20 protein-coding genes and 1 riboswitch are annotated in these 19754 nt (G+C 46.2%); of the genes, 6 read left to right on the top strand and 14 right to left on the bottom strand.

Annotation, left to right across the window (positions count from 1 at the left end):
• Positions 1–7: 7 nt before the first annotated feature.
• The 6 genes from ACNFN4_RS00260 to ACNFN4_RS00235 form a co-directional block, all read right to left on the bottom strand.
• A complete protein-coding gene (locus ACNFN4_RS00260; protein WP_448199930.1) occupies positions 8–988 on the bottom strand; it encodes an ABC transporter permease in 981 nt (326 codons plus the stop codon).
• Positions 989–1024: 36 nt separating this feature from the next.
• Positions 1025–2011, bottom strand: coding sequence for an ABC transporter permease (locus tag ACNFN4_RS00255; protein WP_448199929.1), 987 nt, complete (start codon positions 2009–2011; stop codon positions 1025–1027).
• A 15-nt stretch (positions 2012–2026) separates the two neighbouring features.
• Positions 2027–3007: an ABC transporter permease subunit gene (locus ACNFN4_RS00250; RefSeq protein ID WP_029974129.1), complete on the bottom strand. Its 981-nt coding sequence runs from the start codon at positions 3005–3007 to the stop codon at positions 2027–2029.
• Positions 3001–3879: an ABC transporter ATP-binding protein gene (locus tag ACNFN4_RS00245; RefSeq protein ID WP_003152276.1), complete on the bottom strand. Its 879-nt coding sequence runs from the start codon at positions 3877–3879 to the stop codon at positions 3001–3003. The genes ACNFN4_RS00250 and ACNFN4_RS00245 overlap by 7 nt, the downstream gene beginning before the upstream one ends.
• On the bottom strand, positions 3872–4264 hold the full coding sequence (ytrA, locus tag ACNFN4_RS00240; protein WP_014418691.1) for a GntR family transcriptional regulator YtrA: 393 nt from the start codon (positions 4262–4264) through the stop codon (positions 3872–3874). The genes ACNFN4_RS00245 and ytrA overlap by 8 nt, the downstream gene beginning before the upstream one ends.
• Positions 4265–4611: 347 nt before the next feature.
• The gene (locus ACNFN4_RS00235; protein WP_003152272.1) at positions 4612–4884 is read right to left on the bottom strand and encodes a YtzC family protein; all 273 of its coding nucleotides are present in this window, start codon (positions 4882–4884) and stop codon (positions 4612–4614) included.
• Between the two features lie 237 nt (positions 4885–5121).
• Here ACNFN4_RS00235 and ACNFN4_RS00230 point away from each other — a divergent pair, with 237 nt between their 5' ends.
• From ACNFN4_RS00230 to ACNFN4_RS00220, 3 genes are all read left to right on the top strand, one after another.
• A complete protein-coding gene (locus ACNFN4_RS00230; protein ID WP_448199928.1) occupies positions 5122–6090 on the top strand; it encodes a TIGR01212 family radical SAM protein in 969 nt (322 codons plus the stop codon).
• Positions 6087–6668 carry a tRNA (mnm(5)s(2)U34)-methyltransferase gene (locus ACNFN4_RS00225; RefSeq protein WP_007408823.1) on the top strand — a complete coding sequence of 194 codons (582 nt, stop codon included), beginning with the start codon at positions 6087–6089 and terminating at the stop codon, positions 6666–6668. Before ACNFN4_RS00230 ends, ACNFN4_RS00225 begins: the two co-directional genes overlap by 4 nt.
• 122 nt (positions 6669–6790) lie before the next feature.
• Positions 6791–6985 carry a hypothetical protein gene (locus tag ACNFN4_RS00220; RefSeq protein ID WP_003152265.1) on the top strand — a complete coding sequence of 65 codons (195 nt, stop codon included), beginning with the start codon at positions 6791–6793 and terminating at the stop codon, positions 6983–6985.
• 17 nt (positions 6986–7002) lie between these two features.
• Here ACNFN4_RS00220 and ACNFN4_RS00215 read toward each other — a convergent pair whose 3' ends face one another.
• The 3 genes from ACNFN4_RS00215 to ACNFN4_RS00205 form a co-directional block, all read right to left on the bottom strand.
• Positions 7003–7812, bottom strand: coding sequence for a glycerophosphodiester phosphodiesterase family protein (locus tag ACNFN4_RS00215; RefSeq protein WP_020956241.1), 810 nt, complete (start codon positions 7810–7812; stop codon positions 7003–7005).
• A gap of 110 nt (positions 7813–7922) precedes the next feature.
• On the bottom strand, positions 7923–9002 hold the full coding sequence (locus tag ACNFN4_RS00210) for a tetraprenyl-beta-curcumene synthase family protein (protein ID WP_007408825.1): 1080 nt from the start codon (positions 9000–9002) through the stop codon (positions 7923–7925).
• 20 nt (positions 9003–9022) lie between these two features.
• The gene (locus tag ACNFN4_RS00205) at positions 9023–9802 is read right to left on the bottom strand and encodes an alpha/beta hydrolase (protein ID WP_003152261.1); all 780 of its coding nucleotides are present in this window, start codon (positions 9800–9802) and stop codon (positions 9023–9025) included.
• 46 nt (positions 9803–9848) lie between these two features.
• Here ACNFN4_RS00205 and ACNFN4_RS00200 point away from each other — a divergent pair, with 46 nt between their 5' ends.
• The gene (locus ACNFN4_RS00200) at positions 9849–10364 is read left to right on the top strand and encodes a gamma carbonic anhydrase (RefSeq protein ID WP_100262139.1); all 516 of its coding nucleotides are present in this window, start codon (positions 9849–9851) and stop codon (positions 10362–10364) included.
• A gap of 177 nt (positions 10365–10541) precedes the next feature.
• On the opposite strand, the gene alaP is transcribed toward ACNFN4_RS00200, so the two are convergent.
• The 3 genes from alaP to metK all read right to left on the bottom strand — a co-directional run bounded on the left by alaP (position 10542) and on the right by metK (position 15393).
• The gene (alaP, locus tag ACNFN4_RS00195) at positions 10542–11945 is read right to left on the bottom strand and encodes an alanine permease AlaP (RefSeq protein WP_017418420.1); all 1404 of its coding nucleotides are present in this window, start codon (positions 11943–11945) and stop codon (positions 10542–10544) included.
• Positions 11946–12149: 204 nt separating this feature from the next.
• Entirely contained in the window at positions 12150–14048 is a 1899-nt protein-coding gene (gene asnB / locus ACNFN4_RS00190) for an asparagine synthase (glutamine-hydrolyzing) (protein ID WP_003152255.1), read from the bottom strand.
• Between the two features lie 142 nt (positions 14049–14190).
• A complete protein-coding gene (gene metK / locus ACNFN4_RS00185; RefSeq protein WP_003152253.1) occupies positions 14191–15393 on the bottom strand; it encodes a methionine adenosyltransferase in 1203 nt (400 codons plus the stop codon).
• A gap of 169 nt (positions 15394–15562) precedes the next feature.
• Positions 15563–15702, bottom strand: a riboswitch (SAM riboswitch).
• Between the two features lie 197 nt (positions 15703–15899).
• Between metK and pckA the strand changes: the two genes are divergently transcribed.
• Positions 15900–17483, top strand: coding sequence for a phosphoenolpyruvate carboxykinase (ATP) (pckA, locus tag ACNFN4_RS00180; RefSeq protein ID WP_007613256.1), 1584 nt, complete (start codon positions 15900–15902; stop codon positions 17481–17483).
• Positions 17484–17525: 42 nt separating this feature from the next.
• Here the strand turns inward: pckA and ACNFN4_RS00175 are convergent, their stop codons facing one another.
• Together ACNFN4_RS00175 and ACNFN4_RS00170 are read right to left on the bottom strand one after the other, a co-directional pair.
• Positions 17526–17768 (bottom strand): DUF2584 domain-containing protein, encoded by a 243-nt coding sequence (locus tag ACNFN4_RS00175; protein WP_003152249.1) that lies wholly within the window; start codon positions 17766–17768, stop codon positions 17526–17528.
• Positions 17769–17825: 57 nt separating this feature from the next.
• A complete protein-coding gene (locus ACNFN4_RS00170) occupies positions 17826–18599 on the bottom strand; it encodes an alpha/beta hydrolase family protein (RefSeq protein ID WP_022553650.1) in 774 nt (257 codons plus the stop codon).
• 139 nt (positions 18600–18738) lie between these two features.
• On the opposite strand from ACNFN4_RS00170, the gene ACNFN4_RS00165 reads away from it, so the two are divergent.
• Entirely contained in the window at positions 18739–19743 is a 1005-nt protein-coding gene (locus ACNFN4_RS00165) for an ABC transporter substrate-binding protein (protein WP_022553651.1), read from the top strand.
• Positions 19744–19754: the final 11 nt, after the last annotated feature.

The following is a 19754-nucleotide window of genomic DNA, read 5'->3' as shown; positions in this document are numbered from 1 at the left end:
CTCCCCCTTATATAAGTTTCGTTTTTTTATAGATGAAGTAATAACTGATGAAAAACCCGATCACCGCACCGATAAGCATGCCGAATATGTAACCGGTATACGAACCGTTATAAGCATATCCGCATACCCCCGCACTTCCCAGCATACTGAGCACCATGACGAGCACTTGAATGGTGCGTTCAATGTGTTTGCTTAGGATAAAATGTCCGCTTCGTTCACTCGGCATTTTCAGGAAATTCGCATAGCCGAATAGATAGAAACAAAATCCCATAATTGCGGAGATTAACAATGCGTGTTTCATGTAATACATCCATGAGGTATGGATGTAAGCGGCAGGCATGAAATAGATCAGAAATCCGCTCCAAGGGAAATCAATATCCGGCACAGCCTGCCTGCCAAAAAGGAACTCAGCGTTTAACAGGTAAATCGTCATAACCACGATCGGAAAGACGGAAACCGTGAACGCCGTGATCAGCTGCGCCGCTAAATTGCCCGTTATCGTGCCGGCAGCTGTCACTAATGCATAAATCATCAAGCTGATGACCAGCATCCCTGCGCTGAATGATTGAAAATGATGGACAGCGTCAGGTTTAAGCGCTAGAAACAATATGTCAGATACTCCGTAAGAAACAAACTGCGAGCCGGCTAACACGGCTGCTCCCAAGAAAAACTTCGTATGAAATATCCGGCTTCTCGAATACGGAAGACTCAGTGTAAACATCCTTTCAGCCCGGCCTGCTCTTATCAGAAAAAGCCCTATCATAACCGGAGGAATGAAATGCAGCCCAATCAAATTTTGATTGCTGTAATCAATGCTGAACGTACAAACTGAACCTGAATATTGATGAAGTGTTTTTAAACAATCCTTATAGTGAAAATACTCATTTATAATTGCCAAAGGGCCTAAAATAGCTAAGAACCCCGCTGTAAGAAGCAGCAGCGTCTGCCGCTGCTTCCATTCTTTATAAAGCAAACCGCTAATCGGCACCTTGCCTTCCTCCAAACTGCTCATTTTCAAACAGATCTACATATGCTTTGACTTCCTGTAAACCGTAAAATAACTGATGAAAAACCCGATAATCGCGCCGAAGATAATGCCGGCTAAATAGCCGAACATCGTGTCTGTGACCCCATATCCGAAAACGCCGAAACCCATAACGGCAAAGGCAATCACCAAGATCTGCACCGGCCGGTCCAATTTTCTCCAAAGAAAGAATCTGCCGTTCCGTTCATTCGGATGTTTCAGAAAGCTGACATAACCGATCAGATAAAAGACAAGGCTCATCACCATCGGAATGATTAAAATCAAATCCCTTTCTCTGATCCAGTCGTTAAACACATATCCAATAGGGGTTACAAATATAAAAAGACGGGATTCGATATAACTGCTGATAAAAGAAAATTGATCTCCCACACTAAAATCGAAAACAACCTCCAAATTCGCGGCCGGCAGACCGATGAGTAAAAAGGGCAGAACCGTTACTGTAAACGCCGTTAACAGCTGGGCGAATATCTGTCCCGTTAATGCGCCGGATGCCATTAACAAGGCGTAAGCCATAAAACTGATGACAATCATTCCGATTGAAAAATGATCAAAATCGTACGTATGGCTCGGTTTCAGTAAAGATATCAGCAATGACGCCGCTCCATAGCCTATCGCCTGAGGAACAACAATGACTGCCCCGCCGAGCCAGAATTTCGTCTGAAAGATTTGGCCTCTGCTGTAAGGCATGCTTAACAAAGCATCCATCGTTCCCTTTGTCCGTTCTAACCCTAATAAGAAGACGGCAATGATGACACTCACAATCCAGCTGAAGGAAAGAGGCGACCCATTCGTATAATTGACAACGAATTCACAATCTTGAAGAGCTGGGTTATTCAAACATTCTTGATATGTTGAGTAGTTGTTATAAACCATAAAAGGGTTTGCCGCCATTAAAAGAATGCCGCTGCATAAAAACAACCACTGATTTTTTTTCCATTCTGTGTACAACAATCCCCGCGGTATCATTCCGGTCCTCCTCTCTTACACATGCTTCGTTTTTTTATAAATCACAAAATAACTGACCAAAAATCCGATCGCTCCTCCGACCAGCATCCCGGCTACATACCCTGTCATCGTATGTCCCGTCGAGTACCCCGCCAGGCCAAAACCGAGAACGGCGATTATGATCACCACAATCTGAATGGGCCGGTCAAGCTGTCTCCAGAGAAAAAAACGGCCGTTCCGTTCCACCGGCTGCCTGACATAGCAAAAGTACCCGATGGCATAAAATACAATGCTCATCACTGCCGGAATGATTAATATATACTTGCTGGCAGATACCCAGTCCGTATTAACATACATGATCGGAATCAGATATTGAAACGAATCGTTTAGGTAAGCATTGACTGATGGCATCAGCTCATGCATGCCGACCCTGAAGATAACTTCCGCATTTGTCAGCGGCAACGTAATAATCAGGTAAGGCGCTATCGACACGGTAAACGCCGTTAACAGCTGGGCGAACGTATTGCCCGTTAAGCAGCCTGCACTCGCGACCAATGTAAAAGCCAAAACACTCACAATAATCTCTCCGACGCTGTAATGGTGAAAGAAATATACGCGCTCAGGCTTTAACAGAAGAATGAGCAGCTCAGCCAGCCCGTAGCCGATCACCTGAGCGCCGGTAATGAGCGCCGCCCCGAGCCAAAATTTAGTGTAAAACACCTGAGCGCGGGAATAAGGCAGACTGAACAGCGCATCAATCGTTCCTTTCGTACGCTCCAGTCCGAATAAGCAAACTGCCAAAATCACAGCGGGCGCCCAGTTCAAGTTCAGCATTCCGCTCTCCAAAGAATTCACATAAAACTTACAATATGCTCCGTGGGTATCCAGACAGCCCTGATAGACCAGATAGGTATTTAACACTTCAAATGGATTGACCGCCGCTAAAAAAATACCGACCATCACAAGAACAGTTCGATTCTGCACCCATTCTCTGTACAGCAATCCCCTGTCTACCATCTCCGGTTCCCTCCAAACTTCGCGATGAAGACTTCTTCTAAGTTCACAGGAAGTTCGTTCCATACTTTCGGCTGCAGCTCTTGCAGAAAGTTCTTTTTCTTTTCATCGTTCTTTTGAATCAGCACCGTATAAAACACACCGGCATGGTCGAGAATCGGTATGTTTTGTTCTCTGATCTTCAAGGCGACGTCCTCTTCAAATGCCATTTGGATTTTCATGTACTCTTCCTTCATATCATCCAAGTCCATCACATTCGTCAGCTGATTTCCTTCCAAAAACCCGATCCGGTTGCACATTCGCTCAATATCTTCTAAACGGTGTGAGGTAATCAGAATGCTCGTTTCCCGTTCAGCCACTTCATCCACCATAAGCTGAAGCACGTCATGACGCGTTACGGCGTCAATTCCGTCCGTCGGTTCATCCAAAAGGATAAGAGCCGGGCGTGAAGCAAAGGCAAGGACGAGCGCAAGCTGTTTTTTCAGGCCTGTCGATAATTCACGGTATTTCTTCGTTTCCGGAATGCCGTACCTGTTCATCAGCTCATTGGCGTAAGTCACATCAAAATTCGGATAGATTCTGCTTACAATCGCAACTAGCTGTTTATATGTATACTTGTCATAAAAAGGATTTTCAACAGGCATATAAATGATGTTCTGTTTTACTTTCGGATGACGCTTTATTTCCACCTGATTAAATAAAACCGTCCCTTGATCCGGCAGCAGAATCTGCTGAATGAGCCGGAGCAGCGTTGTTTTCCCTGATCCGTTTCGCCCGAGCAGCCCGAAAATTTCCCCTTTTCCGATGGTGAGCGAAATATCCTTGAGCACTTCTTTACCGTCTATTGTTTTTGAGAGATTCCGCAATTCAATCATGATCCTTGCCTCCTTTCAGATCAGCGCTGATTTCCTTTATCCATTCCTGCAGCTTCTCCAGCTCAACTCCCGCGTAATGGGCATCGATGATGAGCTGTTTCAATTGCTCTTTTATCATCGTCATCTTCCCTTCAACCAATGTCGTTTTTGCATTCTCCGATATATACGTTCCTCTTCCCCTCAGCGTTTCAATGACACCATCGCGTTCGAGCTCCTTGTACGCTTTGCTGACTGTGTTCGGATTGGCGATAATGATCGTTGCCAATTCCCTGACAGAAGGAAGTTTATCCCCCGGCTTCATGATCCCTTTTAAACAAAGCTCTTTCAGTTGCTGTATGATCTGCTCATAAATCGGAGTTGAGCTTCTCGGATCGATTTGAATCATTTACTTCCCTTCTTTCTTTTACGAGCTGCTCTCTTTCTTTAAATGTTCTGCCATTGAAATCCGATGACGACAAGAACGACAAACAGACTGCTGGCCAAAACCGAGGCGGCGATAATAAGAGGCACATCTTGTTTTACGGATCTTTTGTTTTTCATGAAAGTTCCCCTTCCCTATGCTTAACATTTATATGTCGATTTCATTTTTCGAGTGTTTTATGTGTATTACATCAAGTAGTACACGTAATACAATAAACACACTCCGCCCTATTGTCAATTCTTTTTTTAAAAAAATACAAAAAAACCCGCCGGGATTCCGGCAGGTTGGCTGAACCATTTGAAACGGAGCGGTCAGTAATCAAAATTACGCTGCAAAATCATATTGTTTTGCAAGGTCTGCAGCTGCAATCTCATTCGGTAAAGCTGCTCTCTTTGCTGATCATTCGCAGATAATGACAGCTTGTTTAATTCATTCACCGCGTTTTCAAGCATCATTTGCGCTTCACTGTACTCATTATCATTATAATGCTCTTGTTTCGAAGCGGTCATAAATTGCTCATTCGCAAATTCATACGCCTGTTCGCTTCTTTGGAGATGTTCATCTACTGATTGTCTTGTTGCCAACGAAACCCCTCCTCAGTGAATGGGAAATCAAACTTAGTTTGAGCGGACCAAAAATAATAACACCCGAAGGTTTCAGGAAAGAGAACCAAATTTTCCGCGTTTAAGCTAAAAGAATGAGAATCCTGCCTGGAGTCATAATAAACAAAAGAAAGCAGCATCCTGTTTTCAGATTGTGAACCCCCATCATTCATGCTACAATTTTAGGATGCATCTGATGTGAGGGAGGCTTTTTGAACATTGAACGAGAATAACCCTTTTCCTTATTCAAATACGGAAAAACGGTACCATACATTAAATTATCATCTGCGGGAGCATTTCGAGCATAAAGTGTTTAAAGTCGCGCTTGACGGCGGTTTTGACTGCCCGAATCGGGACGGCACGGTTGCACACGGAGGCTGCACATTCTGCAGCGCGGCGGGCTCCGGCGATTTTGCCGGCAATCGGGCCGATGACTTACTCACGCAATTTCACGATATCAAAAACCGTATGCACGAAAAGTGGAAAGACGGCAAATATATCGCATATTTCCAAGCGTTCACGAATACGCATGCCCCGGTAGAGGAGCTGCGTGAAAAATTCGAATCCGTCCTCAAGCTTGACGGCGTTGTCGGCATGTCGATCGCGACCCGTCCGGACTGCCTGCCGGACGATGTCGTGGAATATTTGGCCGAACTGAATGAGCGGACCTATTTATGGGTTGAACTCGGGTTGCAGACCGTACATGAGCGAACCGCCCTTCTGATCAACCGCGCCCATGATTTTGACTGCTATGTTGAGGGTGTCAATAAACTGAGAAAACACGGCATACGCGTTTGTTCCCATATCATTAACGGGCTTCCGCTTGAAAACAGGGACATGATGATGGAGACGGCCAAAGCCGTCGCTGATTTGGATGTGCAAGGCATTAAAATTCACCTGCTTCACTTATTAAAAGGCACACCGATGGTGAAGCAATATGAAAAAGGAAAGCTGGAGTTCCTTTCTCAAGAAGAATATGTAAGTCTTGTATGTGATCAGCTCGAAATCATTCCCCCGGAAATGATCGTTCACCGCATTACGGGAGACGGGCCGATCGAATTAATGGTCGGACCGATGTGGAGCGTCAATAAGTGGGAAGTACTGGGCGCCATTCAAAAAGAGCTGGAAACACGGGGAAGCTATCAAGGAAAGCTCTTCAGAAAGATCGGGGAGGAGACCGCCCTATGACCTTGATGCACATCCTCCCTTTCAGTAAAGAATTGCTGAAGTCCGCCGCACAGGAAGGTGATATCACGGTTGACGCGACGATGGGCAACGGACATGATACATATTTCCTGGCCGGCCTTGTCGGTGAGACAGGACATGTCCATGCCTTTGATATTCAAGCGGACGCACTCGCTAAAACGAAGGAGCGGCTCGGTGCCGACTTCAGTCCGCGCGTCACGCTTCACCATAAGAGCCATGATCAAATAAAGGCATCGCTGCCTGAGGATGCGCACGGTCGTGTGGCTTGCGCCGTGTTTAATCTCGGCTATCTGCCCGGCGGCGATAAAAGCATTACGACAAACGGCCACTCAACCATTTCCGCGATCGAACAGCTCCTTGAACTGCTGAAGGAGAACGGGATGATCGTTCTCGTTGTGTACCACGGGCATCCTGAAGGCAAGACGGAAAAAAGTGCATTACTGGAGTACTGCAGCAATCTTGATCAGGAAAAAGCGCGCGTGCTGAGCTACGGCTTTCTCAACCAGCGAAACGACCCGCCGTTTATTATAGCGATTGAAAAGAAATCTGCCGGCAAATAAAGAATCGGCCTGACATAAGCGGGCCGATTCTTTTTGTGTTTACTTTTTCTGAAAAATCAATTACTATGAAATAATGGAAAAAAGTTCATCTTTTAAGTGTAACATCTGGGAGGAGCGGCAGTTTGAATATTCTTCGCATCATATTTTCAAGTGTTCCCTATGTGATGTTCGTCATCATTTTATCAAGACATTTAGGATTTGAGTTCGCAAAAACCTATTACTGGTGGTTTGCTGCATTTTTTGTCATCGGGCTGATCGGCAAATTCGCAATGCACCTTGCGGCAAAAAAGAAACCGTTAAAAAAAGAGACAGCGTAAAATGCGCATGTCTCTTTTTATTTACTGTTTTGCAGCACGCCGCGTGTATAAGCGGGATTGTTTGTAAAGACACCATCTGCTTTTTGTTTCAGCATAATAGGCGTCAGCGTATGCTCGTCTTCCTTATCAAAAAACACGTGCACTTTCATCTTATTGTGATGAATGCACTTCACGACTGCTTCATTTGCCAATTTGGCGTTGAGCCCGATTGTATCAGCATACGTTCTGATGGTTTGCAGCTGCTTATCATTTATCTCCTCAGCCTCGTTATCTTTTAATAATCGAACAAGAGGAACTTTTTTATCCATAGATCGAACTTTTTTTAAGCTCTTCCCGCTAAAAGACTCAATGACTGCTTTATGGCTGGAAATCAGCTTATGTTTTTGTAATATGTCAATCAGTTTCTTTTCCATCACCAGGCTGCCGTTGCTTTCTCTTGTCTCAATATAGTAATTGGCAGTTTGTCCGAATTTCTGTATGATTTCTTCTAATGTTAAAATCTTTTCTCCTTTTCCCGCATTCAGTTTCTTAATCTGAGCCAAAGACAGATCATCTGTCATCCCTTTACCATCTGTTGTCCGATCTACCGTTTTATCGTGAATTGCAATCAGATGGCCGTCCTTCGTCTTCCGTAAGTCTATCTCAATATAATCTGCTTTGTCTTTAATGGCACGCGCATAAGACAAAGCTGTATGTTCCGGCTCAATCGCAGAAGAGCCCCTGTGCGCTATCAAGACAGGATGATAGCCGGCGGAAGCATGGATGACGGAGCAGCCTCCGGAAATGGAAAGTAATGCTATGACCGCTAAATACTTTAATTTTTTCATAAAATTAAAGTATCATATTCTGCAGGCGCAAACAATGTTTCATTTCATACTTCACGTCATAAATAAAAAACTGCGCCGTCATGATTTACACGAGAGGCGCAGTTCACCCATTACGAACTTTTCGTCCAAGCCATCTTCTGAAATTTGCGGTAGGCTCTTCCGTTGATATAAAAGAAAAATGACGTTTTTCCGCTAGCCCTGATCAGCTTTCGCGCGAGGCGGCCCATTTCTTTTTGGCCGGCGACTTTGTCATCGGATAAATAGACGCCGAGCAACCCTCTGTTGATCAGCCGGTGAAAATTTTCATGCGGAATGCCTTGCAAATGTTCATCCGCTTTTTCAATAAAATGCTGCAGTCTCTGCATCATTTCTTCATGAGACTGATAATACGTACAGAAATTCAGATCGCCTTCAAGCAGATCCTCTTCCTGGTCAATTAAATAATCAAGCAGTATATGCAGCCCTTGTATGTACGGAAAATAACTGCTGCGGATTTTCTCAGCGGTATGTTCGTTAAAATCAGGCTGGAATGAGTAAGCAACGAGACAGAAAATGCCTAACGTCGATCCGGCGCAGGCCGAGAACTCAAACCACTCCATTTCCGGAAGCTGTGACCGGTACTGCTCAAACCAGCCTTTAAGCCTCGGAACGCGTTCATGCTCAACGACATGCTTATGAACCTGAAGGTCGCAATAATAATCACACAGCTCAAGCAAATAAGGTTTAATGATACCGTAATGTTCTATTGACCCGAGCACCCGCTGGCATGTTCTGACCAGCTCATGAAGATAACCGCCGTCATCCTGCTCGTCTCTGTACTGATAGTACGGCCGCACCTCGGCACCGACCGTCAGCGCGTCACGCATGGAGAGATGAAGCATGCGGAAGTCCTCGGGATCAAGCGAGGTGCTGCGGTCGCACAGATTGTCCAGATAATCACTGATTGTCTGATACGCGATGATAAATTGTACGCATTTCTGTTTCTGCTCTCCCGAAAGCAGGGCTAAAATGCCGCCGCCTTCACAATGAAACGACTTATCGCGGATACTTGCGGCCGCCTGCTGCCGCAGTTCGGTATTTTTAATGGAATCTGATTTTTCCCGCCACATGTTCAATTCCTGATGAACGAGCGGAAAAATTTCCCGATACACTTTTGCCATAAGGTTAAAAGGATGTTCCGGTACTGTCAACATATGCACCCCCAGCGAATTCAAATATACTGATCTGTAAAGGCTTTTGCCGCCTTAAACACAGTTTCTCTTTCCGGTTCATTAAAAATTTCATGATAGAGCCCTTCCCATTCCCGGTACGATTTATTATGGGAAGCCACACCGGAAAACCATTTGCGGACCTTCATTTTATCGACGATTTTGTCATCACCGCCCTGCATAAGCAAAAGCGGCACCTTTAAAAACGCATCAGTCGGCACCATAGCGGCATCAATGGTTTTTAAAAGCTCTCTGTACCATCTTACGGATACCTTCGTGACATATAAAGAATCGTTTTGATCCGCTTCAATCATATCCGCATTCCTCGTTGCCATATCAGGTGATAAGCCGGAATCCACTCTGAGGGACGGAGCGAGGACGTTCAGTCCTTTAGACGCAAAATCAAGGACTTTATTGACTTTTATTTGCAGACCCAGACAAGGTGATGATAAAATGAGTGCCGTAATGCGGGGATTTCTCTGCTGCTTAAACCATTCTATCGCAATCAGTCCGCCCATGCTGTGGCCCAAAAGGAAAACGGGCGCTTCAAGCGTTCTCGCTTTATCAATCCATATATCTACTTCATCAATGTATTCTTGGAAAGAGCGAATATGCCCTCTGGCGCGGGTCGACGTTCCCTGACCGGGCAAATCGCCCATCACCACGTTATATCCGGAAGATCTCCACATTTCAACGAGCCATTTATAACGCCCGTGGTATTCGCTCGCCCCGTGGATAATGACAATGGTACCGACGGGCCTGTCTGCTTTCCAAGTCCACATGCAGTTCACCTCTTACATAAATTTAGAGAAAGAAGGATGAGACATGATAATCTACCCTTATAAACAATTTACGCCGGACATACATCCTGAAGCGTTCATTGCGGATAACGCCGTCATTACGGGCGACGTCGTGATCGGAGAACAATCAAGCATTTGGTTCTCAGCCGTCATCCGGGGGGATGTTGCGCCGACAAGGATCGGAAAAAGAGTCAGCATACAGGACTTGAGCTGTCTGCATCAAAGTCCGAACCGCCCGCTTCTTATTGAAGATGACGTCACGATCGGCCATCAGGTTACACTGCACAGCGTAATCATCAAAAAGAATGCTTTAATCGGTATGGGCTCCGTCATTCTTGACGGGGCGGAAATCGGAGAAGGCGCGTTTATCGGCGCCGGAAGTCTCGTTCCTCCGGGCAAAACCATTCCTCCCGGCTGTCTTGCGTTCGGCCGGCCCGCAAAGGTTATCCGCCGGCTGACAGAAGAAGACATACGGGACATGGAAAGAATCAGAACGGAATATGTTGAAAAAGGCCGATATTATAAAACACTGCAAAAGAAATAAAAATAGATCAGCTTTGTTTTTACTACTGTACCATTTTTCAAAATATTATTTAAGTAAAAACCATTTGCATTCTCCCGATTGTCAGGAAACAGAAGCAAAATGTTCAGGAATTTGTTTTATTCTTCCCCCGCTGGCCCGATCCTATGAAAAAAAGAGCCCATGTCCCGGGCTCTTTTTTTACGCTTTTTCGGCGAATGTCTGTCCGTTTTCCAGACCTATGTCTTTTCTTTTATGGAAACCTTTCCCGTAATAGGCGGCTAATAATATGCCGAACCAGACAGGACCGATGATGACGGCCACCCTGGTCTCTGCATCAAAAGCCATCAGCACAACGACAAAAGCGAGAAATGCCAGCGAGATATATGAGGAAAAGGGGTATAAAGGCATTTTATATTTCAGTTTTTTCCGTTGTTCCGGCTGTAAGCTTTTACGGTATTTCATTTGGGAAAGCAAAATAATCGACCATGTCCAAATCGCCCCGAACGTCGCAATGCTCGTCACCCACGTAAACACTTTCGCCGGCACCACGTAGTTCAGCAAAACGCCGATGCACAACGCGCCCGCTGAAACCAATACCGCTTTTCCCGGCACACCGCCTTTTGTGACCGTACCGTATGCTTTAGGCGCTTCATTTTGCTCCGCCAGATTGAACAGCATGCGCCCCGTGCTGAAGATCCCGCTGTTGCAGGAAGAAAGAGCCGCCGTCAATACGACAAAATTAATGATTCCGGCTGCAGCGGGGATTCCGATTTTTTCAAATGTCAAAACAAACGGGCTTCCGCCTGAACCGATTTCCTGCCACGGATAAATTGACATAATGACAAACAAAGCTCCGACGTAAAAAATGAGAATGCGCCAAAAAACAGTATCTATGGCCCGCGCCAGTGATTTTTCCGGATTTTTGACCTCACCGGCTGTGACACCGATCAGCTCAATCCCGAGATAGGCAAACATGACCATTTGAAGCGACAGCAGCACCCCTTTAATCCCATTCGGGAAAAAGCCGCCGTGGCTCCATAAATTGCTGATTCCGAGCGCAACGCCTCCGTTTCCGAGACCGAATACGATCATCACCAGACCGATCGCGATCATTGACAGAATCGCCAAGACTTTAATGAGCGCAAACCAGAATTCAAGCTCACCGTACGCTTTGACCGCCAGAAAGTTGACAGCCGTCATAATGACGAGTGCACAAAGCGCCCAGATCCATGACGGCACGTCAGGGAACCAGTAGCCCATATAAATGCCGACCGCGGTGATTTCCGCCATGCAGGTAACAACCCATAAAAACCAATAGTTCCAGCCTGTTAAAAATCCGGCAAGCGGACCGAGATAATCTCTGGCATACCGGCTGAATGAGCCGGCTACAGGCTTTTGAATCGCCATTTCCCCTAATGCCCGCATAATAAAAAACATAATCAGTCCGCTGCAGGCGTAAGCGGCTAAAATCCCCGGCCCGGCAAGCTTTATGGCAGAAGCCGACCCGAGAAACAGCCCGACTCCAATCGCGGCGCCCAACGACATAAGCGAGATATGCCGCTCTTCCAAGCCGCGGTGAAGCGTTTTTTCTTTGTTTTGCATAACTCTCCCTCCCCCTGATTTTGACAAAGAAACAACAAACCGAGACGAAATAGCCAGAAAACACTTTCCGGAATCTACCCGATTAGTCCTATTATAACCTTTTTCTGAATATTGCGTAATACTTTGTCGAAAACAGAGCGGAATAGACGGTTTACAAAAAAACAATAGAAAAAAGGCTTTCGATAACATCGAAAGCCTTTTGGATTAAACGAAAATGACTTCTTTCGGCTGATGATTCAGCTCTTCCGGCACCAGTCTTTTTTCAACATTGATGCTGTGCCAGATCATGAAGATCAGCACGGTCCAGATTTTGCGGCTGTTGTCCGCTCTGTCGGCACAATGATCTTCCAGAAGCTGAAGGACATAATCCTTTTCAATATAAGCATCTGTTTCACTTTCACGAATGATGTTGCGAACCCATTCGTTCATTTCATTTTTCAGCCAGTGGCGGATCGGCACAGGGAAGCCGAGTTTTTTGCGGTTAAGCACATGATCAGGCACTACTCCTTCAGCAGCTTTGCGCAGAAGATATTTCGTCGTGCCGTTTTTTGTTTTCAGTTCATCCGGAATTTTAGAAGCCACGTCAAACACGACTTTATCAAGGAACGGCACGCGCAGTTCCAATGAGTTGGCCATCGTCATTTTGTCAGCCTTTAACAGGATGTCGCCGCGCATCCACGTATGGATGTCAACATACTGCATTTTATTAATGTCGCTGTATGAACGGCTTTCCGTAAAGTACGGCTTCGTGACATCACGGTATGAAAGCTCTGGATTGTAATGTTTGAGCAGCTGTTTTTTCACGGGCTCTTCAAAAATCTTCGCATTACCGATATAACGCTCCTCAAGCGGTGTGCAGCCGCGGACTAAGAGGCTTTTCCCTCTCATTCCTTCAGGCATGACGGACGCCACATGAAGAAGCATTTTTTTCAGACCGGACGGAATGCGTTCAAACGGTTTAAGCGAAAGCGGTTCGCGGTAAATATTGTACCCGCCGAACAGCTCGTCCGCGCCTTCCCCGGATAACGCGACCGTTACATGTTTTTTCGCTTCTTTTGCGACAAAGTACAAAGGAATCGCCGCCGGATCTGCAAGCGGGTCATCAAAGTGCCAGACGATTTTCGGAAGCTCGTTCATATACTCCTCAGGAGAAATGACTTTGCTGATATTTTCAATCCCGAGCGCGGCAGCCGTTTCCTTCGCTACGTCAACCTCACTGAAGCCCTGCTGCTCAAAACCGACGGAAAATGTTTTAAGGCTCGGGTGAAATTCTTTCGCAACTGAGACGATAAAAGAAGAGTCGATACCGCCGGATAGAAACGAACCGACAGGAACGTCACTTCTCATGTGAACTTTGACAGAGTCAAAGATTGCGTCTCTGACTTCTTTCACCAATTTATCTTCATCAGACTGAACAGGCTTAAAGTTCGCTTTAAAATATGTTTTAAACGCGATATCGCCTTCCGGGCGGATCGTAAACTGGCTGCCCGGCTCGACTTTTTTCACTTCAGCGTCAAGCGTGCTCGGTTCAGGAACGAATTGGAAAGACATATATTGCTGTAAAGAAGCTGTATCAAGATCAATGCCGTTTTGAGCGGCCATTAAACTTTTTCTTTCAGATGCAAAATATACTTTGTCCCCGATGGTTGTGTAATACAGCGGCTTAATGCCGAACGGGTCTCTCGCGCCGTACATAACGCGGTCAGCTTTGTTCCAGATTAAAAACGCAAACATTCCGCGAAGCTTTGAAGCGGCTTCTTCTTTATAATGACGGTATGTCGCAAGGAGCACTTCAGTATCGGAATCTGTATTGAAAGTGTAGCCTTTCGCTTCAAGCTCTTCTCTCAATTCAATGTAGTTATAGATTTCGCCGTTAAAAATGATCCAATATTTTTCGTCTTCATATGATAAAGGCTGTCCGCCGTTTTCTACGTCAATAATACTGAGCCGTCTGAAGCCGAATCCGACGTGCTCGTCATGATAATACCCATCGCTGTCAGGACCGCGGTGAACGATCATTTGGTTCATTTGTTTGATTAGCTCTTCTTGATCTGCGGTTTGAGTTAATGGATGCTTATTAAAAACACCGACAAATCCACACATAGTATAGCCTCCATAAGTGTAATTTTCTAATTGGACCCCCTTTTTATAGACGCTGTGTTACGCCATTGGTTTCACGCTATGTAAAAATAAGCATGGCAGCATCTACAAAAAGGGAAAGCCGCTTAAGTAAGCGGCTATAAAATTATTCTCCTAGTGCTTCTTTGCGAAGCGCATCCGCCTTGTCAGTACGCTCCCAAGGAAGATCCACATCATGACGTCCGAAGTGGCCGTAAGCAGCAGTCTGCTTATAGATCGGGCGGCGCAGATCAAGCATTTTAATAATGCCGGCAGGTCTCAGGTCGAAGTTATTCCGTACGACTTCGATCAGTTTTTCTTCAGAAGCTTTTCCTGTATCAAATGTATTGATGGAAATAGAAACAGGCTGTGCCACGCCGATTGCGTATGCAAGCTGCACTTCACAAGAATCAGCAAGGCCTGCTGCCACGATGTTTTTCGCTACGTATCTCGCAGCGTATGCCGCAGAACGGTCTACCTTCGTCGCATCCTTACCGGAGAATGCGCCGCCGCCGTGGCGTGCATATCCGCCGTATGTGTCAACGATGATTTTACGGCCGGTAAGACCCGCGTCACCTTGAGGTCCGCCGATTACGAAACGTCCCGTAGGGTTGATGAAGTATTTTGTTTCTTCATCGATCAGTTCCTCAGGCACGACAGGATTAATGACATGCTCTTTCAGATTGCGCTGAATCTGCTCAAGCGTAATTTCCGGGTGGTGCTGAGTTGAAATAACGATCGCGTCGATGCGGACCGGCTTGTTGTTTTCATCATATTCAACGGTAACTTGCGTTTTGCCGTCAGGGCGAAGATACGGAAGAATGTCTTCTTTGCGGACTTCGCTCAAACGGCGGGCTAATTTATGCGCCAAAGAGATCGGAAGCGGCATAAGCTCTTTCGTTTCGTTACACGCATAACCGAACATCAGGCCTTGGTCTCCCGCTCCGATTGCTTCGATTTCAGCATCGCTCATTGTGCCTTCACGCGCTTCAAGAGCCTGATCGACACCCATTGCGATATCCGCAGACTGTTCATCAATTGATGTTAAAACAGCGCAAGTCTCCGCATCAAATCCGTATTTGGCGCGTGTGTAGCCGATTTCTTTAATCGTTTCACGGACTGTTTTCGGAATGTCAACGTATGTTGATGTAGTAATCTCTCCGCTTACCAGCACAAGTCCTGTCGTTACAGATGTTTCGCAGGCCACGCGCGCGTTCGGGTCATTTTTTAAAATCTCATCTAAGATACTGTCAGAAATTTGGTCACAGATTTTGTCCGGATGACCCTCAGTAACAGATTCAGATGTAAATAGTCGACGGTTTTTACTCATTCACTTTTCCTCCTGAAAAAAGATCTTTTGCAAGACCTTCTCATATGATACGGAACTCGCTCCCTCTTAATACAATGTCATACTATATCAGAGAATGTTAATTGGCATATTTTATGAAATAAAAAAACCTTTTCCACTCGAGGAAAGGGTTTGGTCTGTGTGCCTTTCACTCTTATCGCTCAAGGAAAATATTAAACCTTGCATCAGGTTAGCACCTTGGTTTCCCACAGTGTTTTCACCTGCTTTTTTACAGAGAAACCGGTTGCTGGGCTTCATCGGGCCTGTCCCTCCGCCAGCTCGGGATAAGAGTATCCGCTCAATGAAATATCTTATCGTAAAAGGGCGGAAAGTGTCAATATGAATTAAAGCGATTACGCGCCTTTATTTCGGGAAGCAATGGAAAAACACAAACAAAAAACCGCAAATAGTATAGACTATTTTCAGATATATGTTATACTAATTCCACATTCAGCGAAATACAAATAAACCGGCAAAGGAAGGTTTTTATGAAATTAGTTGATTTAACCGCAGATCTTCAAGCATTACTTGCAAGTCCGAATGTGCATCATAATTTATCGGCTCCAAAACTTACCGAAAAAGTGATCAGCCGAAATGAAGGAACGCTGACATCAACGGGCGCCGTACGCGCCACCACCGGCGCTTATACAGGCAGGTCACCTAAAGATAAATTTATCGTCCGTGAACAAAGCACAGAAAATCAAATTGATTGGGGCGCGGTGAATCAGCCCATTTCTGAAGAGGCGTTTGAAAAGCTGTACGCCAAAGTCGTCAGCTACTTAAAACAGCGGGATGAACTGTTTGTTTTTGAAGGATTCGCAGGAGCGGATGAAAAATACAGACTCCCGATTACGGTCGTAAATGAATTTGCGTGGCACAATTTATTCGCACGCCAGCTGTTTATCAGACCGGAGACGGATGAAAGAGATCCGCAAGCGCAGCCTTTCACCATTCTCTCGGCTCCGCATTTTAAAGCAGATCCGGAGACGGACGGCACGCATTCGGAAACATTTATCATTGTCTCTTTCGAAAAGCGCGTCATTTTAATCGGCGGCACCGAATACGCCGGAGAAATGAAAAAATCAATATTCTCCATTATGAACTTCCTGCTTCCGCAGCAGGATATACTGCCGATGCACTGCTCAGCCAATGTCGGTGAAAAAGGCGATGTCGCCCTGTTTTTCGGTCTTTCCGGCACAGGGAAAACGACGCTTTCAGCCGATGCGGACCGCAAACTGATCGGCGATGACGAGCACGGCTGGTCAGATTCCGGCGTTTTCAACATTGAAGGCGGATGTTACGCTAAATGTATCAATCTGAGCGAGGAAAAAGAACCGCAGATTTTTCGTGCGATCCGCTTCGGGTCTGTTCTTGAGAATGTCGTGCTTGATGAAAAAACGGGTGAAGCGGATTACGATAATTCCTTCTACACGGAAAACACAAGAGCCGCATATCCGATTGAGATGATCGGCAATATCGTGCAGCCGAGCATTGCCGGCCATCCGCAGGCAATCGTCTTTTTAACGGCGGACGCATTCGGTGTGCTCCCTCCGATCAGCAAACTGACGAAGGAACAGGCGATGTATCACTTCTTAAGTGGGTACACCAGTAAACTCGCGGGAACCGAGCGCGGCGTGACATCTCCGCAAACGACTTTCTCGACGTGCTTCGGTTCACCGTTCCTTCCGCTTCCGGCGCATGTATATGCCGAAATGCTCGGGCATAAAATCGACGAACACGGCGTTCAAGTCTTCTTGGTCAACACAGGCTGGACCGGCGGAGGGTACGGAGTCGGAGAACGGATGAAACTTTCGTATACAAGAGCGATGGTCAAGGCCGCTATTGAAGGCAGGCTGAACCAGACTGACATGACGGCAGACAGCATTTTCGGCCTGCGCAGTCCCGTTCATGTTCCGGGCGTTCCGGATGAAGTTCTTCAGCCTGAAAACACATGGAGCGATAAACAAGCATACAACGAAAAAGCGCTGTTTTTAGCCAATGAGTTTAAAGAAAACTTTAAAAAGTTTTCCCATGCAGACTCGATTGCCAAAGCCGGCGGACCTCTCGTGTAATCAAAAAAGCCAAGGGCGTTTATGCCCTCGGCTTTTGTTTTTTCAGTTTGTCGAATGAAGCGACGTGAGTCTGTATGTAATGCTTGTCCGGCCATTCGCCCATTCGAGCTTTTGGACCTCGCCGGTGCCGGATTTCTCGCCGGTTTTCGTTTTGCGCACGTCCATCGGAATATCAAGAGGATAGACGCGGTAGCCCTCTTTCTCCAATAAAAAGATATTTTCCTCTATCCGTTTTTCATTGCCTTTTGTCACAATCATGGTATTAAATTCAACAGGCATTCCCAAAATGAAAATCCCCTTTCATTCTCTTATTCTTTATTATCATATCATAAATCAGGCATCTTACCGTGTCTTCATCCATTCCGCCAGCCGCCGGACAATGCGTCTGTTTTCCTGCGGCGGAAAATAATGCGTAAAACCGCTGTAATACCAAGTTTCCACCGGTTTCCCCGCCTCTTTCAGCTTGTCCTCGATCATCCGGGCGTGTTCGATCGAAACATTCTTATCATTCTCTCCATGGATGAGAAGTACAGGGGCCTGAATGCGGTCTGCTTTTTCAAACGGCGAACGCCATCTGTATTCATCCGGCACCTTTTTCGGCGTGCCGCCGATCACCCGCTTCATCATCCGCCGCATATCCTTCCGCTCTTCATAAGTAAGCACCATATCGCTCACACCGCCCCATGAAACGAGCGAAGCCGCTTGATGCCCCATTTCGATCGCGGTCAAAATCCCCATGATTCCGCCCCGGGAAAAACCGAAAATATGCACCCGCCCTTCCCTGACGTTCGGATGCTCCCGAAGCAGGCGAAAAGCGGAAAACGCGTCCTCTCTGTCCTCTCCCGCAAAATCTTCATTTCCCTCGCCGCCCTGGTTGCCTCTGTAATAAGGCGCAAACACGACAAAGCCTTGGGAAGCGAATTGAACGATTCTTCCGGGGCGTACCATGCCGACATTTTTTATGCCGCCGCGCAAATATAAAAAACCGTCATATGTTCCCGGCGCCGCAGGCTCGGCAAGGAGCCCCTTTACCTTCAGCCCTTCTGACTCATAGCATACCGCAAAGAGGCGGACATGCGGACTCGGAGACGGGAACCTTTTCTTTTCTGCCAGCAAAACAATGAGCCTCCTTATATCATCAGTTTTTTTATTCTTTCCCAACGTGAATATGGGCACTCACACATTTTTTATACCCATCATACGATATGTAAAGCAGAAAAGGTTATTTAAACGCTTAAAACAAGGAGGTTACACCGTGAACAAATGGCTCAAAACGGGCTGCGTTTTTGTCATATGCGCCTTTTTCCTGCTCATTCTTCCGGCCTGCAGACAGGAAGAAAGTCTGACGAAGGTAAAGGTGGCGGAAGTCACACACTCCATCTTCTATACGCCTCTGTATGTCGCTGAAACAAAAGGTTTCTTTAAAAAAGAAGGGCTCCAAGTGTCACTTCAAACAACATGGGGCGGAGACAAAACGATGACATCGCTTTTGTCAAACGGGTCTGACATCGCGCTGGTCGGTTCTGAAACATCCATTTACGTGGAGGCGCAGGGAGCAAAAGATCCGGTCATCAACTTCGCGCAGCTGACACAGACGGACGGCACATTTCTCGTGTCACGGAAGGATGAGAAATCATTCAAATGGAGCGATTTAAAAGGAAAAACATTTCTCGGCCAGCGAAAAGGCGGCATGCCCCAAATGGCCGGTGAGTACGCCCTGAAAAAGAATCACATAGAACCGAAAAAAGACATTAACCTCGTTCAAAACATTGATTTCGCCAATATTTCCAACGCATTCGCATCCGGAACGGGTGATTATGTGCAGCTGTTTGAACCGACGGCATCCCAATTTGAAAAAGAAGGCATCGGCCATATCGTCGCATCCTTCGGAGAAGCTTCCGGCCAAGTGCCATACACAACCTTTATGGCAAAAGAAAGTTATTTGAAAAGCAATGAAAAGACGGCGGAAAAATTCACCCGCGCCATCTATCGCGCCCAGCAATGGGTGGAAAGCCATCCGGCCAAAGACATCGCAAAAACGATTCAGAAGGAATTTGCCGATACTGATCCGGCCATTATCGAAACATCAATAGAGCGCTATAAAAAACAAAAGTCATTCTCTGCAGACCCAGTTCTGCAAAAGGATGAATGGGAACAGCTTCAATCTATTATGGATGAAGCCGGAGAGCTCCCGAAACACATTCCGTACAGCAAACTCGTCAACACAAAAATCGCCCAAAAAGTCACCTCAGAACAATAGGAGGAACATGA

This window comes from Bacillus sp. N1(2025) (assembly GCF_053470005.1).
This window is presented reverse-complemented; position numbering and strand designations above follow the sequence as displayed.

Bases quoted from the DNA above. Each gene is read 5' to 3' on its own strand.
- ACNFN4_RS00250 (WP_029974129.1), bottom strand. From the start codon at position 3,007: ATGGTAGACAGGGGATTGCTGTACAGAGAATGGGTGCAGAATCGAACT.
- asnB (WP_003152255.1), bottom strand. From the start codon at position 14,048: ATGTGTGGATTTGTCGGTGTTTTTAATAAGCATCCATTAACTCAAACC.
- ACNFN4_RS00245 (WP_003152276.1), bottom strand. From the start codon at position 3,879: ATGATTGAATTGCGGAATCTCTCAAAAACAATAGACGGTAAAGAAGTG.
- pckA (WP_007613256.1), top strand. From the start codon at position 15,900: ATGAAATTAGTTGATTTAACCGCAGATCTTCAAGCATTACTTGCAAGT.
- ACNFN4_RS00255 (WP_448199929.1), bottom strand. From the start codon at position 2,011: ATGATACCGCGGGGATTGTTGTACACAGAATGGAAAAAAAATCAGTGG.
- alaP (WP_017418420.1), bottom strand. From the start codon at position 11,945: ATGCAAAACAAAGAAAAAACGCTTCACCGCGGCTTGGAAGAGCGGCAT.
- ACNFN4_RS00225 (WP_007408823.1), top strand. From the start codon at position 6,087: ATGACCTTGATGCACATCCTCCCTTTCAGTAAAGAATTGCTGAAGTCC.
- ytrA (WP_014418691.1), bottom strand. From the start codon at position 4,264: ATGATTCAAATCGATCCGAGAAGCTCAACTCCGATTTATGAGCAGATC.
- metK (WP_003152253.1), bottom strand. From the start codon at position 15,393: ATGAGTAAAAACCGTCGACTATTTACATCTGAATCTGTTACTGAGGGT.
- ACNFN4_RS00205 (WP_003152261.1), bottom strand. From the start codon at position 9,802: ATGTGGACTTGGAAAGCAGACAGGCCCGTCGGTACCATTGTCATTATC.
- ACNFN4_RS00215 (WP_020956241.1), bottom strand. From the start codon at position 7,812: ATGAAAAAATTAAAGTATTTAGCGGTCATAGCATTACTTTCCATTTCC.